Below are 14,566 nucleotides of genomic sequence, written 5' to 3'. Positions count from 1 at the left end.
TCCTTCCAATTAAAAAGCCATGTCGTCAACTCGCTGTTAGGAGAAGTTAACTACGGAAGCATCCACAACCTTCAGACCTTTTCGAAATAACTTCTCCATATCAATTAAAGTACCTGAATTGCCAATGTTATACGTCCTTACTTCAGGAGTAGAAATCTGTTCATCTCTAATCAAGACCCTATACTCTTTCTCGTCTCTAAAAAACGTATCCTTGGCAAATAACGTTCTATGTACATTATTAGTTGTTATCGAAAGTTTTGATCCTCCATCAATTTTCTCGATATCATCAGCACCTACAAATCTAATCCACTCCATTCCTATAGGCTTAACACTTAGATACTCTACAGGATTGTGAACCAACGTACCTTTAGTCTGCTCTTCTAATACGGCTAATAAATCTTGTGGAGCATGGAATATTGCCGCTGTATCTGCTTTAGGAAAATGTTCTCGAATTGTCTTAATTATATCATCACTAAAATGAAGTGCATAATTATCGCTATCCTTATAAAAAATGCAATCATCTTGCCAAAACACTGATAAGCAATAAACTGGAATATTGGTAACCATCGCTGCACTAAAAGTCATCAAATCTGTCTTTAACTCTCCCAAAAACTCATCTGTATCTGGATCATACATTCTGACACTCATAGTATTTACCACGGCTTTACCTTCAAACTTATCACCTTGACCCTTAATCAACTCATCCTCAAGCTCTCTAAAACGCTTCGCATGAGAAAAATAGAATTCTCCGTCAATCAATTTCTTCATATATTCAAGTTCACCAAATTTAATCAAACAAACCATCAATTTCTCCTCTTTGAACTAGTAGTTAATTTCTCCTAACGTTCCGGTTTCCCAACGTCCTGGCAGCTTAGAGTCGGTTGCTCATGGCACCTTTGTGGTGGCTAATTCAACTGGCGCCCCGACGGGCTTAGCTTGCTGGATATGGTCGCATGACTTCGATGATTCATTGATTGTAAACCTTTGATAACCTTGAATATGTGATACCCTTCGCCATTTGCGACCCTTGTGGGAAGGTTCTGTTATGTGCAGTATTCGCGACAAGTGGTCAGAAGTCTTTTCTGATTTGCTCCAAACTTACAATCTTGCTAAACAACAACTCAATTGTATCTCTATCAAATTTCTGTTTTGCATGTTTTATCTTTCGAATCATATCTGCTCTATCACTCTCATCCTTAATAATAATATATGAAATATCAGAAGGACCAAAATCTAATGAAATATCTTCACGCAACTTATTATTAATCTCTTGCTTGTATGTAGGATTGCTATTAAATCGTAAGAGATTTTGCCCAACTATAGACATACTAGTCCCTTTACCTAAATTCCGTAATTCCTCAAGTGAAGGAATATATCTCCACTCTCTCTCATCGTAGAATTTCTTTTCTACCTCCTTATTCAAACTCGGTTTATACTGTGTACCATTATATTGCTTCATAAACCATAAGTTGTAATAATATCCAATGAAACTATGTATTAAATTGGTGTCTCCATTTAAGTCTAGTGCCTTCTTCATACCATCAATTGAAACTGAAAGTTCTTTTATAACATGAGATAAAGGATTATAATAGTGAACCGGTGTCAGTCCCTTACTTATTGCCCATTCCTTCTTCATCCCTATTCCATAGGATCCATACCATTCAACATGTTCACTAATATTAGACAAAGTAATATCACAGAAACAAAGCATAGGCATAGCAACCTCTTGTAACTCACCCGATTGAAATAACAGCTTCTCCTTAACGTACCTTGGATGAAAATCATTAAGTAGAATATCTAGCAAATACTCCTTCCTATGTACATAATGAAATAGTGTATCTGAACTTAATCTCGACATAACATTTCTCCTATATTCGTAACCAAGTGAATATTGCACATAACGTTCTGTGAGTTGACTATGTGTGGCATCCTTCATTGTTCAAAGCCCATATCGTCAACTCGCTGTTAGGCGATGGAATCAATGGAAGCTACCAATAGCCATTAATCAAAATCATTAACTTTGCTTTCAATCAGATTTTTTTCATTTCTCATCATAGAACCGAAACATATTTTCATACAGCTTTCTTGTTTGCTCTTTGTCTCCCCATGACAAAGGGTCATCCGCATAGCACATAGTGAAAAACGGCTCTACTGATTGAATAGTTGAAGATATTATCTTCCATAATTCATATGTTTTAATAGCAAAATTTTCTATATCCGTATCGTAGCTTGAATATGCTTTCTAGCCGAAATTCTTTAAAGGCGTTTTTTGACCTGTGAAAGTTGCTTCACATCTGGTTTCATCCATTATAGCTGTTTTTCTAAACCTACTACACGTTACTCAAGCTGTTTGAACCATCCTGTAAAGTATTTTCAAACAGCAGTATCTTAAGCAGAAATACTTTATAGTATATTATCAATTGATCAAGCATCTTCTTTGACAACAAAGTGATTCTATGCTTTCTTCTTTTCCCTATTGAAAAACGACCACCATTTTAGCTATCAAAATCTTTCGAAAAAATTCTGATTAGAATGAATGTTTACTAAACTAAATTCTTTAAGTCTGTTAATAAAAATTTTTCTAACAAATCCTAATTCTGCAATACTAGCTCTTTTCAGTTTTTATATAATGGGTTATAAATCTAAGAACTCTATCAAATCCTGAATTATTTCTTAAATCCCCAATTATTTAATGCCCCTGTTTTTAATTTTATCACTTACTAGATATTCAGACAATGTTTTTACGAAAGCTCCGGATCTTAGCTAAATGATGCCTATAGTTTTCCTTTCACAATTATGATTATAAATGAAAACCTCAAAAAGAAGGAAGGCAACCATTGGATTGGCTGCCTTCCTTTTATTTGATGATTCTAAATATATCTTTATTGTTGTAGTAATTAAATCTCATACCATTTTCACATGTATATATTTTTTTTGAAATACGATGCTCAAAATCCGGTTTCTCCGTCATATCTTTTAATAATCTATAGTTCCTTATACTATTTCTAGCCACAATAAAGCCACCATCATCAGAAATGAGCAACAAATAGCTATCCCCTAAAATTGAAGAAATCTGTTTTTGCATTTTTTTAGTGACTATTCTTGCTGCACTGAAACCATTTTCAGGAAGAGAATAATAAATACCACTTTTTTCATTCAGTGGAACTAAATATGCTTCGACCCTATTGAGATTTTCGAATGCTTTTTTGACAGCAAAATATTCATCTTCAACATCATCCTTTTTTATAAATCTAATTGTATCGTCAAAATCTTCAACTAAATATAGGTCTAAGTCAAGAAATAGATCTTGATGAAACATATTTGATCCATCTTCAAAATTTTTGGGTCTAATAACAGGATAAACCCGATGCCAGTCTACTTTCTGGTTAATCTTTTTGTAGTTTTCTTCAAATACATACATAATTTTTCGATAAGAATCATCAATACTAAGTCCTTTTTCTTTTTTAACTTCAGCATAAATCAACTCTAAGTCAACTTCGCATCTATAGCCTTTGAAATCAACTATAAGTTTTTCATCTTTCTCTTTAAAAGCCTGATTATTAATTCTAAACTTCTCAATAATTCTTTTTTTAAATTCCTTATAATCCATAAAAAATACCTCCAAATGTTTAATAGAGACATTTTAATTACTATACTAGTACACTTTCAAGTTTTTATTAATAAATATATTTCTATGCTATGCTTTACTTTATCAAGACTCAAATCCTTATTATCTATCTATTTCATTATTCAAAAAGCGAAGTCTTCTTTCGTAATATAGTTGCTTTTTTCATTGTATACTCTATACTGATACTGATATGCAAAAAAAAATATTTTTGGAGGTCACATGAAAAAAGTAACTAGATTTATATCACTCTTATTAACAACGCTCATATTAATCACATTTTTAAATTTTCAATCGCATGCAACAGACACTAAATTTAATGATGTTAAGACATCGGATTGGTTCCATTTGGGGGTAACAATATTAACGCAGCAAGGGTTAATTGATGGTTATCCGGATGGTTCTTTTGGACCGGGTCAGACAATTACAGTTGGAGAGTTTTTAACAATTGTTGTTCGATCATATGATCGATAATCCACCAATGAAGAGTGGTCCATGGTATCAGCGATATGTTTCTTATGCCGAAGAAAAAGGTCTTGTTGTTTCAGGTGAATTTAAAAGCGCAGATTACAACCGAAATATCACAAGAGGAGAGATGTCTAGAATTATCTATAGAGGGTTAGTGGCCAATGGTGAAAAAATCACTGAAGATAATAAAGACAAATACATTGCGAAAATTAAGGACTATCATTCAACACATGCATCTATGCAAGATTTTATATTAAAATCATTTCAAACAGGTATTATGACGGGTTATCCGGATGGCACTTTTGGAGCAGGGAAAAATGCAACACGAGCGGAAGCTAGTATTATGATCCATCGTTTAATTGATCCAAGTATTAGGCCTAAAGTAGATTTAACATCAGAAGTCTCTATTAATCGAAACGGAACCTTTTTAGATCATAAAGGTGTACCTCTAACATTTAATGGAGATCCTCTTATTATTAAAGAACCAACGGCTATTGAGTTTTACAACAAAACAATGAAACTGATTGATGGCAATAAGGATTATAATTTCGTTGTAAAAAGCTATTTAAATTATACAAAACTTTCTTTTCTTCCCCCAGGAAGTGATAATTTAAGAAATTATTCAATCATGGTGACATTTCACCACAATCCAAGTGGAGGTTATGTTGAAAGGCCGTATTATATAGATTATAATAGAGATAGCCCCCAAAATAGAGAAATTTTAAAACAATTATTATCGGTATTTTTCCCAACAAAAACACAACAAGTGTATGACCTTATGATGGAAGTTGATGGTTATAATGCTTTTGTAAAAAGAGAAGGCACATTAGATGGTCGAAAATACTTTATTAGAGACAATCAATTCGAAGGTGTCGTTAATTATATTTATAAAAAATAAGTTTTAAAAGGCATTCTTAGATTAAACAATCTAATATGTCTTTTTTTATGCTCAAAATCATTCAACATAATTAGTCTTATGTTGACAATCCAATATAATAAATACCCCCAAACCCGCATTGCTTTGTTTGCCAAAATATAAATAAGACCAACAAATTGTTATCATAAGAATTTTTTTTCTATTTTAATCTTTTCTTGAAACGCACATAGATGATTTTGTATGATCTATTATCACTATTAGAAAGGAATTAATTATGGATATAAATAAAAAGGAAATTTTAACTAACAAATATCATTTAGAAGCATATCAAAATTATCTCATCGAACAAGACAAAAGCATTCAGACTATCGACACCTATATTAGAAATTGTTTATTCTTTTTCGAATGGCTTGTTGAATCAAATGGAGATTTATCATATGATCAATTGACCATAATCGATATAAAAGACTATAAGTCTTTTATGCTAAACAACAAACAATCGAAACCGTCCTCTGTCAATATTGCTATCAACTCTATAAAAAGTCTTATTAATTTTTATTATCATAACGGGTATATTGATAAGAATATTGCTGAACACATCAAGACTATGAAAGCAAAAGGTAATCCTAAAGCAAAAGATATTTCAGATGCTACGTTTAATAAACTAAAGAGAGAGATATATAGAAGGGGGTACAAAATGCACATAATTTACTTCGAGATTTTAAAACTAGGCCTTAGGGTTAGTGAAATTAAGAATCTTCGAATCGAAGACATTGAGATAAATCCGATACGTGGAGGTTATATGACCATTGTTGGAAAAGGCGATGCCTATAGAAGACTCCCTCTATCAAATGATCTTATTTCAGCCCTCAAGGAATATCTTCCAATTCGTAGTAAAATACCAACAAATTCAAATTCTTTACTGATTTCAGAACGAAAGCAATCTTTTTCAAGAACAGGCCTTTACAAAATCTTGAAATCCTATTCGAATCGAATTAATGCTTTTGATGATAATGGACAGCCCATTAACATATCCCCGCATATGATTCGCCACGTTACTGCACGAAAGTTGTTAGAGAAGAACGACCCCATTTTAGTTGCTAAAATTCTAGGTCATTCTTCTGTTCAGCTGCTACTTGACTATTATATTAATATAACTGATGATCGGATAAAAGATGCTCTAGACAGATTATAATTATAATATTATTATGATTTTTTTAACCGTCATACGTTAATTTTAGTGTACAACCAGTCCATTTTTAAAAAGGTATTGCTAGCACATAAATACACCGTTCTAGTGAAAACAATTTCTAGACATAATACTTCTGTCATAATCTTAATAATCCACATCTCAAAAAATGGAGGGACGCTAATTGTCCCTTGATTTTTTATTGTTTATTAAGGAAACAAGCAATATGAATCAATTTACTAATATACCCTTTTAATAACCTTAATACATCTATGATTTTAGCTTTTTAAACAAATTGGCTCACTTTTTCGTTGACAAATACATTCTTTCGAACAGAACTATTATCTAATAATAAATTTAATATATTAGCATGAGAATTTGACTTTACATTTAAAATTGGTTATAAAGAATAACCCTTTAATGAGAAACAAGTGTAACTAGACCTAGATTAGCAATTTTTTAAAAATTAAGGAGTGATAGTTATAAACACAGATAGAAAAACCAAAAAGACCGCTATAAATGAAGTTGACACCATTGATAGGCGATATAAAACTATTTTTCATACTTTGAACGAAAGACAAGAAATCGAGCTTGTATCAGACTTGATTGATTTTTTAATCTATTACAAGAATAATAAGAATGATATTAACAAAGAAATTCTAAAGACTAATGAAAAAATCGATGAATATTCAATTGGGAATTACTGGATAAATAACATAGCCAAGACCAAGAGAGTAGATTCCTATGTGAAAATGATTGATGTTATCGTCGATATGTATCCTTATATCAAACTTGTAAAAGAAAATATAGCGTTTCTACCAAAGACTACCCTCAAAACTGTTTGTCTGAAAACTATGCGTAGAACTGAAGATCAATTACACTTCATCGAAAATGCTTTTGCTAATTACCCCGAAATAGAAGAAATTTCTGAAATATTCAATTTTTTAAGAACTCATAATTTATCTATCTACACTTTAAGCTATGAGCATGCTGAACGAATAATACATGTTATTACTGAAGCACTCAAAAAAATTAGATATTAATAATTTAGCTCTCTCTTTCATAATAAATATATAAAACACTTCCATAAATAAAAAAGGTGTCTACAGTAAAAAGCTTTAGTTTTATTGTGGACACCTTTTATATTTATGATATACCTATTTAAATACTCAAAGAATCTGATATTCTAAAAGGATACACCTTGATTTAATATTGAACGTTTTTTTAGTCAAAGACATTATAATACCTGGTGGAAAAAGCATTTCATACTCTTTCAACTTTGACTGTTCTTCATTAAATTGTAATGGTATACATGCTGTACCCTTTTTAGCATGTATCTTTAGCAATGTATTATAACGTTTTTTATTTTTCAGCTCTAACATGCCACTACAAAATGGTAGTAGCGTGGTACTCAAAAATCCATGCTCAATCTCCTGTGATCCCACCTTTTTCAATATAAGCTTTATAATACCAAATAGATTTAATCTGATATATCTATAGACTATTAAATCTTTTTCTAAAGGATAATCAGATATGAAGTCTTTCAACAACAATAACTCTTCTATAGATTCGCTATCATCACTGTTGTCGATTTTTTTCTTCAACTCTCTGAAATCACCCTTCATATCCCTTAATATTTGGTTGTACCATTTATCCATTGATCCACCGTAGCTATATAAAAGGTAGGCCACATTTTTACTATCAACCGCTTCAGCATTGATCTGAAGATATTTAACTAACTCATTATAGTTTTCATTTATCCAGTCCTTTGCTTGCATTTCTTCCTCTAATTCATTCAATATATTTTCCCCAACTTATTTATTTCAAGTCTATGTGTGTTGGCAAGGAAATATGTGTTTCATATTTATTCATATAATTTCAATCCAATATCCGTTAGCATGTTATACAATACCACCAAAAACTACACTTAAATATCCAGAAAAACTTCTAGATATAATTCTAAAACAACATCCATTTTAGAATCATGAGCGATTCTTGTTTTTCCAGTTACATGATCCTACAAATCTTCCCATTCAATATTCATATTTTTACTACTACGCAAGAATTCTATTGCTTCTAGTCATAATGAATAATCTGGGTTACTTTGAGCCATCGGTCCGGTAGAGTTGAGCCGGCATTCCGGAAAGAGAGCCAGTTGGTCATTTTGCCTTATTGCAAGATATATCTAATCAAAAATTTCATCAAGGGTGTACCACTGCTATCGCAGCAAGCCCTTGACTAAACCTTTGATTAGATACAGATATTGATCAAGGCAAAAATGAGATAGTATTGCCAATATAGGCATGGCTCAAATTAACCGGAACAATGGCTTAGTTTCAACCGGTCATCCGGCTCTATTTAACAAGAATATCCACATAAGTTTTATTCTTTTTATATCTAGTATATTTTCTCGGTTGAGCTCCTTTTCCTAAGCCCGTTTCACACAAACCTAAGAAAGTTGATTTGGGACAACTTTTCCTTTGTGTAGTAGTATCCCCAAATATAATCAGTGTAGAATCATCCATAGCATATATTGGAGAGTGTTTTATATCTTTGCTTACTCGATTAGCTGATTTTATTGTTGCCCTTCAGTATTTATTTATTATTGGCCTCCCTCTGAAAACATACTTATTCAAAGTACATTAACATTAGTCAATCAAATAACACCTGTATTCCATTTAACAACTTCTTAACATCAATATTTCAATTTTATTTCACCGATATATAATACCTGTTTCTAAGCTTCTATTAACTTCCACAATTATTTCTTTTCTCCATAAAGTGCAGTTGGAGGATGAAGTTATCTATGTGTTTGTACATTAGGCTGTAGCTAGTCATCTTCCTTAATGTATTTATTCCAATACAATGGAACAAATATAAATCCCAAAAACCATAAAAGTACTGTCCAAAGAGCCTTTGTACCAAACCCAATGTGCTTCGAAAATAGTATGACATTTGAAATATAATATTGGGCCATCAAGAAAATAACTAACATATATACTAAACTAAAAATTGCTAGTAAAATTACGAGATATTTCATTACATCATCTAACTCGGAATTCAACTCAAAAAGCCCATTTAACAATACGAATGTGAGGAGTGTCATAATAATAAATAGTGATGGAAATATACTTAGGATCTTTATGAGCTTTGCTTTCATATTAACCTCCTTTTATGCTCTTAACCGCCAGAAGAAAATTTATCTAATTCAATTAGTTTAAACATTCCTCTTACGTTTCGGCCATTCCCAAAGTGGACATCTCTTTTATCTTGTGCATTATAAAAACACTCTGTTGGGTTGAGTAATACCGCCTACTTCAAACTCAACCCTGAAACTGTTATCTCGCCAACGAAAGGTTTTCCTTTTAGTCCTGATTCTTTATGTATGGCATCTATTACCTCTCTGACATCTTTTCTAGCTCTTATCGCATTGTTTTTTGTGCAAAATCGTTCCCTCTTCGTAAGAGGTTTATGCTTATAAATATCTACATCAGCATTAACTTCTTTATCAGTCCCTATGATTTCCGATTTTCCATGAGCAAGACTGTTTCTAAATTTAAATAACTCATTCAAAATCTGAAACGGGCTTTTTCCTGTATCAAATTTTAGCCCAATCTTATTGCAGATAAAATTGACCTTCTCTAATGCTCTATATGGCTCTATATCAGGCCAATTAGGCACTATTTTAGGTCCTATGTGATTTAAGTACGCTTCAATGGTAAATGCCGAAAACAGTAAACTTGACATATATAAATAATATGTCCCTTCTTTTACCTCTTCTGATATTTCCAATAACACATCAGAAGCATGATTCAAGTCCCAGTATGTTTTAACTTCTCTCTCAACCTCTAGCTTTACTTTCTTTATCATTTTCACCCTCACTAGACCAAGTTTTTATTTCACTAATCATTCTGCGAGTTGCCGATATGTGACTTCCTTCAGATTTCTTCCCCTTATCGGCAATTCACTATTAAGTGATGTCAATTGGGGAGGGGGTACGAAAACTAGAAAGGCAAATCATCATCATCAATATCTAGTGCAACCCTTATTGTTTGAAGGCGACTTTGAATGCTTGAAAGTATAATCCTCTTCTTATCATGATCACATTCTGTAAATAAATCTATAAAATCATTGATTGCATCTGATGAAACCTCAACGCTTTGAGAATACCTGTAATTTGACTCAACAAAACAACTCACGACCATAGAATTATCTTGTAGTTTATCCTCAAGTATAAAATGTTTCTTTAATTCAAATAGCTTTTGTTCGACAATATTTATGTCATTAATAAGCTTCATACTATTATTAAATTGAAATATTATATCCATTAATAAATCAGCAAAACATTGATACTCAAATTTCTGCTCATCTGAAAAAGGTCCGTTAACCATCTTTCTCTCATATATTGCTTCTTCTACTTCCGCAAATGAAATAGCTCGTTTTGATCTTTCTATTCTCGTCATCGTTTCTAATATTGCAGTATATTTAAAACTATCTACGTTATTTGTGGCAAGTAAATTCTCATATAGCTTTCCTACAAAGTACACTTCCGTTCCATGATCATAAACTTTCTTATATATTTCGCTTGGCATTTCTGTTACTGGCCAATTTAAGAAAATACTTGCTTCTTCGTAGCTCTCAATAACTTTCTTCCCAAATCCAAAATCAATAAGTTTTATCTTGCCATCTTTTGTGATCATTATATTACTAATGCGAATATCTCTATGTAAAACCTTTTTATTTTCAAGGTATCTGAATACGGATATTAAATCTACAAATAAAGAATTATACTTAGAAGCATCACAAACAAGAAAATATTCTTCTATATTCATACCATCAATATATTCCATTAGAATGTAACCTGTTTTATATTCAGGATACAAGTAATAGTTATATATCCGAACAATATTCTCATGAAATAACGGGTACATAATCCTAATTTCGTCAATGAAGCGCTTAAAGAATTCATCTTTATAATTTATTTGCTGTGGTACATATTTCTTACATACAAAATCAAATTCTGTAATGGGATCTCTTATCAAGATGGTTTGTCCTGTGCCTCCTTGACCTATTGATTTCTGAAATTGGTACTGTTTACTTTGTATAAACTCAAGTGTATCTCCTATATTATGGCCCATAATTTTTCCCTTTCATTAGCAATTACTTTCTCCTAACTCTCCGGCCTTGCGATGGGCTGGCCGCATAGAATGATTCTGTTAATGGCACTCTTGTAGTGACAATTACTGAATTACGTCCCTGATAAAGTTTAGCGGGCTTTCTAATTGACTTGTTCTCACGAAGGATTCTCCCTATGCAACCAAACGTGTAAGGGTGTTGTTAACGTAGTATATCCTGGAAGCTACCGATACACTGGGTCTTCTGCTAGAATTTAATTAGTGGTATCAAATGTATATAATCGTTTGTTGTATCAAGCTTCTACACTTCATCTTAAAAAGCCTCTCGATACTGTACAAATATACTTGTATCTATATCCTCTGTACCCTGTACCCTGCTTGATAAAACCATACAAAGAATCAATCTCATCTGACAGTAAACTCCATAAGTATTTTACTTCCTCATACTCATCATCAAGCGATTCAATGAAATTATCACATTTATCTTTCTCAAACATAGAGGATTCTAACTGATGATATTATAAATCAATGTCTATGTTACCACCCGTTGCCCCATTACCACGTTCTAAATAATAATCAATCTGACAAAAAGTGTTATTCCAAAGTTCAACTGTAACAAAATTATCTATTATCCAAAGGTAATCATTGATTGTAAGTTCAGACTCTTCATCCTCTGCTATCTTATTTTGCAATTGCGTTGATAAATCTGACTCATAGCCTACAGCATTCGTCTCCTCAAATACCTTAGCTAATTCTCTATAAGCAGATATAAATCCAGACATAGCTACATCAGCTAACTCATCATTAATTTCAGCAACATACCACACTTTATCTACTAATACACATTCTATTTCTATAGTTGATTCTATCAAATTCTCTTCAGACTCATCGATCACAGTCAACATAACGTCTTGAAACAATTGATATAAAATCCCTTTAGCATTAAAAATATGCTTACCTATAAGTTAATGTCCTTAAGCATTTTGAAGCCTACAATGCTGTATAACAGTTGCGTGTTACCGATGTACATCAACTCGTTAATTTCCCATTTATGTACACTTTATGCTGATAAAAGTTGGGAACATCTTCTTAGCTGAAGTAATTCCCGGAAATTGCCTAATAATTAAAGTTAAGCAAAATATGCATCCTGTTAGCATTAACAACGTCACGTTTAAAGACTTCCGCAAAATTATTCTTGATAACTAGATAATTCTCTAAGATAATTAAGCAAATCATTAACATCCCTTACCCAATTATCCGCTCTAATTGCCTCTTCTATATCAGCTGCAAATTTTTTAATAAGCCAGCAATATCTTTTTTCATTTCTTGATACCTTATTGAACTGAATATATTCTTTTAATGCCGTGGCATCTATAGTGTTAGCTTCCAAAAGCTTATCAAAATATAAATTCCAACATTTGTACGCATTGTCCTGATGATAATATTGATCATCAGCTCCCGAATTGTATAGTTGCTTATTGCTTGCACCATAAACTTTTGCGAGCTTATAATAACCTAGCATTTCGCCCTTACTAATTGCAGCTTTATAATAATTAATGGCTCTTCTTTTATCTGCTTTTTTATTGCTATACCCACTAGAATAAATAAGTCCTAATCCAATATCCGCTAATCCAAACCCTAATTCGCTAGCCTGTTCATACAAAACTAATGCTTTCTCTACATCTTCCAAATAATCGTCGATACCATATAAATATTTACTTCCTTCCTCGTAAAGAGATTCCCCTAATTCTTTTTCTTCTGTATTATCTTCATCAAATACGCTTTCCCCAAGGTTCTCGTTAATTTCATTATAAATGTAGTTAATTATATCAATTGCTTCATGTATAGGTAATTGAAAGAACTCTCTATTATTAGAAACCCTGTATCCCTTTTCTTGCAGAAAATTATGTATGTACTTTTCAGCATCGATACAATTGTTGAATTGCTTTTGGTATACGAGGATAAAGGGCTGCGCTACACCTGTAGCGTTAGATATTTCCTTTGCTCTTTCATTCGGGTCCTTAATAGTTCTTCCAATTTTCACATAACCTTCCATTGTAGGATTTAATAACGCATATATAAAACCTTTGCTCATCTCAACCTCCATGATTTTTATTATAATTAATTACTAAAGCATTTTAAACTAACTTAAAACAGCTAAAACCTTATAGATGTTTTGACCTAGTGAATTATTTCAGCTAACGTTCCCGCAATTCCCGTCGTGCCATGCCGTCAAATTCTTAATATGATACACTTAGGGGCATTATGGGGACTGGCGTGTTAGGCAATGTCTTGTACAATGACCCAAGAGGAATTCCCAAGACTTACCAAGGTGCAGTATCTCTCAATTGTCTTTTTATAATCTTTTGATAATTTTGAAGTCCTTCTACATAATCATTGAGATTCATATTAACTGATTTTTCCGTTATATAATCATATAATTCTCTATCATAATGAGGTTTAAGGCTCATATGACAGATACGACATAAAGTAATTAAATTACTATCAATAGTTAACCCCCCTTTTTCTTGCGGGAGTATATGATGTAACTCTAATGAAACATGCCTACAATCTTCTTTAGAACTTCCACATAATTTACATCTATTAACATCTCTATTCAAAATTTTTCTTCTATTTTTGGGTGTTACTTTGCCAAATACATATTTAGGTACTAATTCAGGGCTAACATAACCATATTCAAAGTCTACTTGTATTACTTCAAATGGGGTCGTAAACTGTGGAAAATATTCTTCGCAGATAGACTCTTCAATTATTGCTATACCTCCATATATATCAAAAACCCATAAATCTTCTTCATTATCAAGAATTAAAGCTGGTTCTCCTATACTTTTTTGGTAGTCTCTCCAGTACACAGGATCAATATATCTAGCTTTTCTAAGTTCACATCTTTTAGACGATTTAGTAAATCCTGCAAATTGAGAAAAACACTCACTTAAAATTTCTCCTTTTTTATTAGCGGTGATTGTGATTAAAAAATACTGCTTGTCTTCATCAATCTGTTTGTTTCTTAATCGCTCTAAATTGCTTTGTAAATTAGTATGATTCATTACTCCTCCTATTAATAGCACACAGTTCCTTTTGAAGCCATTGTACAAGATGTTGCCTAACTCTAGTATTCCTGAATCTTTATACCATATCCTTCGACAACACTACCATATATTAATATTACCGAATTTCATAAACACCTCATATGTATATTCATCAATTTATATTATACTTCCAACCATATGCATATCAATATTTTTACTAAG

Annotated in this window: 15 protein-coding genes; 4 read left to right on the top strand and 11 right to left on the bottom strand. The window is 32.1% G+C overall.

Features of this window, described 5'->3' with window-relative positions; translation table 11 throughout:
- Nucleotides 1–36: 36 nt before the first annotated feature.
- The 3 genes from P0N36_RS07425 to P0N36_RS07415 all read right to left on the bottom strand — a co-directional run bounded on the left by P0N36_RS07425 (nucleotide 37) and on the right by P0N36_RS07415 (nucleotide 3,610).
- Entirely contained in the window at nucleotides 37–804 is a 768-nt protein-coding gene (locus P0N36_RS07425; RefSeq protein WP_275842217.1) for a hypothetical protein, read from the bottom strand.
- A gap of 265 nt (nucleotides 805–1,069) precedes the next feature.
- Complete coding sequence (locus P0N36_RS07420) at nucleotides 1,070–1,858, bottom strand: abortive infection system antitoxin AbiGi family protein (protein ID WP_275842216.1); 789 nt, start codon at nucleotides 1,856–1,858, stop codon at nucleotides 1,070–1,072.
- A gap of 999 nt (nucleotides 1,859–2,857) precedes the next feature.
- A complete protein-coding gene (locus P0N36_RS07415; protein WP_275842215.1) occupies nucleotides 2,858–3,610 on the bottom strand; it encodes a DUF1444 family protein in 753 nt (250 codons plus the stop codon).
- 237 nt (nucleotides 3,611–3,847) lie between these two features.
- Here P0N36_RS07415 and P0N36_RS07410 point away from each other — a divergent pair, with 237 nt between their 5' ends.
- From P0N36_RS07410 to P0N36_RS07395, 4 genes are all read left to right on the top strand, one after another.
- The gene (locus P0N36_RS07410; RefSeq protein ID WP_275842214.1) at nucleotides 3,848–4,099 is read left to right on the top strand and encodes an S-layer homology domain-containing protein; all 252 of its coding nucleotides are present in this window, start codon (nucleotides 3,848–3,850) and stop codon (nucleotides 4,097–4,099) included.
- Nucleotides 4,077–4,991 carry an S-layer homology domain-containing protein gene (locus P0N36_RS07405; protein WP_275842213.1) on the top strand — a complete coding sequence of 305 codons (915 nt, stop codon included), beginning with the start codon at nucleotides 4,077–4,079 and terminating at the stop codon, nucleotides 4,989–4,991. Before P0N36_RS07410 ends, P0N36_RS07405 begins: the two co-directional genes overlap by 23 nt.
- 676 nt (nucleotides 4,992–5,667) lie before the next feature.
- Nucleotides 5,668–6,165, top strand: coding sequence for a tyrosine-type recombinase/integrase (locus P0N36_RS07400; protein WP_275842212.1), 498 nt, complete (start codon nucleotides 5,668–5,670; stop codon nucleotides 6,163–6,165).
- A gap of 467 nt (nucleotides 6,166–6,632) precedes the next feature.
- Nucleotides 6,633–7,202 (top strand): hypothetical protein, encoded by a 570-nt coding sequence (locus P0N36_RS07395; protein WP_275842211.1) that lies wholly within the window; start codon nucleotides 6,633–6,635, stop codon nucleotides 7,200–7,202.
- A gap of 126 nt (nucleotides 7,203–7,328) precedes the next feature.
- Here the strand turns inward: P0N36_RS07395 and P0N36_RS07390 are convergent, their stop codons facing one another.
- The 8 genes from P0N36_RS07390 to P0N36_RS07360 all read right to left on the bottom strand — a co-directional run bounded on the left by P0N36_RS07390 (nucleotide 7,329) and on the right by P0N36_RS07360 (nucleotide 14,362).
- Nucleotides 7,329–7,958, bottom strand: coding sequence for an ADP-ribosyltransferase (locus P0N36_RS07390; protein ID WP_275842210.1), 630 nt, complete (start codon nucleotides 7,956–7,958; stop codon nucleotides 7,329–7,331).
- A 555-nt stretch (nucleotides 7,959–8,513) separates the two neighbouring features.
- Nucleotides 8,514–8,738 (bottom strand): DUF6979 family protein, encoded by a 225-nt coding sequence (locus tag P0N36_RS15730; RefSeq protein WP_442957183.1) that lies wholly within the window; start codon nucleotides 8,736–8,738, stop codon nucleotides 8,514–8,516.
- A gap of 251 nt (nucleotides 8,739–8,989) precedes the next feature.
- Nucleotides 8,990–9,319, bottom strand: coding sequence for a hypothetical protein (locus P0N36_RS07385; RefSeq protein WP_275842209.1), 330 nt, complete (start codon nucleotides 9,317–9,319; stop codon nucleotides 8,990–8,992).
- A gap of 152 nt (nucleotides 9,320–9,471) precedes the next feature.
- Nucleotides 9,472–10,029, bottom strand: coding sequence for a hypothetical protein (locus P0N36_RS07380; protein WP_275842208.1), 558 nt, complete (start codon nucleotides 10,027–10,029; stop codon nucleotides 9,472–9,474).
- Between the two features lie 134 nt (nucleotides 10,030–10,163).
- Nucleotides 10,164–11,297 (bottom strand): protein kinase family protein, encoded by a 1,134-nt coding sequence (locus tag P0N36_RS07375; protein WP_275842207.1) that lies wholly within the window; start codon nucleotides 11,295–11,297, stop codon nucleotides 10,164–10,166.
- 515 nt (nucleotides 11,298–11,812) lie between these two features.
- A complete protein-coding gene (locus P0N36_RS07370; RefSeq protein ID WP_275842206.1) occupies nucleotides 11,813–12,166 on the bottom strand; it encodes a hypothetical protein in 354 nt (117 codons plus the stop codon).
- 317 nt (nucleotides 12,167–12,483) lie between these two features.
- A complete protein-coding gene (locus tag P0N36_RS07365; RefSeq protein WP_275842205.1) occupies nucleotides 12,484–13,389 on the bottom strand; it encodes a GIY-YIG nuclease family protein in 906 nt (301 codons plus the stop codon).
- A gap of 229 nt (nucleotides 13,390–13,618) precedes the next feature.
- On the bottom strand, nucleotides 13,619–14,362 hold the full coding sequence (locus P0N36_RS07360; RefSeq protein ID WP_275842204.1) for an HNH endonuclease: 744 nt from the start codon (nucleotides 14,360–14,362) through the stop codon (nucleotides 13,619–13,621).
- Between the last annotated feature and the right edge of the window lie 204 nt (nucleotides 14,363–14,566).

The sequence above is a fragment of the Petrocella sp. FN5 genome (genome assembly GCF_029210395.1).
GTDB lineage: Bacteria > Bacillota > Clostridia > Lachnospirales > Vallitaleaceae > Petrocella.
The sequence above is the reverse complement of the archived record's forward strand: the minus strand, read 5'-3'. Positions and strand labels throughout refer to the sequence as shown.

Coding starts and splice junctions, on each gene's coding strand:
- P0N36_RS07425 (WP_275842217.1), bottom strand. CDS start 804: ATGGTTTGTTTGATTAAATTTGGTGAACTTGAATATATGAAGAAATTG.
- P0N36_RS07420 (WP_275842216.1), bottom strand. CDS start 1,858: ATGTCGAGATTAAGTTCAGATACACTATTTCATTATGTACATAGGAAG.
- P0N36_RS07415 (WP_275842215.1), bottom strand. CDS start 3,610: ATGGATTATAAGGAATTTAAAAAAAGAATTATTGAGAAGTTTAGAATT.
- P0N36_RS07410 (WP_275842214.1), top strand. CDS start 3,848: ATGAAAAAAGTAACTAGATTTATATCACTCTTATTAACAACGCTCATA.
- P0N36_RS07400 (WP_275842212.1), top strand. CDS start 5,668: ATGCACATAATTTACTTCGAGATTTTAAAACTAGGCCTTAGGGTTAGT.
- P0N36_RS07385 (WP_275842209.1), bottom strand. CDS start 9,319: ATGAAAGCAAAGCTCATAAAGATCCTAAGTATATTTCCATCACTATTT.
- P0N36_RS07380 (WP_275842208.1), bottom strand. CDS start 10,029: ATGATAAAGAAAGTAAAGCTAGAGGTTGAGAGAGAAGTTAAAACATAC.
- P0N36_RS07375 (WP_275842207.1), bottom strand. CDS start 11,297: ATGGGCCATAATATAGGAGATACACTTGAGTTTATACAAAGTAAACAG.
- P0N36_RS07365 (WP_275842205.1), bottom strand. CDS start 13,389: ATGAGCAAAGGTTTTATATATGCGTTATTAAATCCTACAATGGAAGGT.
- P0N36_RS07360 (WP_275842204.1), bottom strand. CDS start 14,362: ATGAATCATACTAATTTACAAAGCAATTTAGAGCGATTAAGAAACAAA.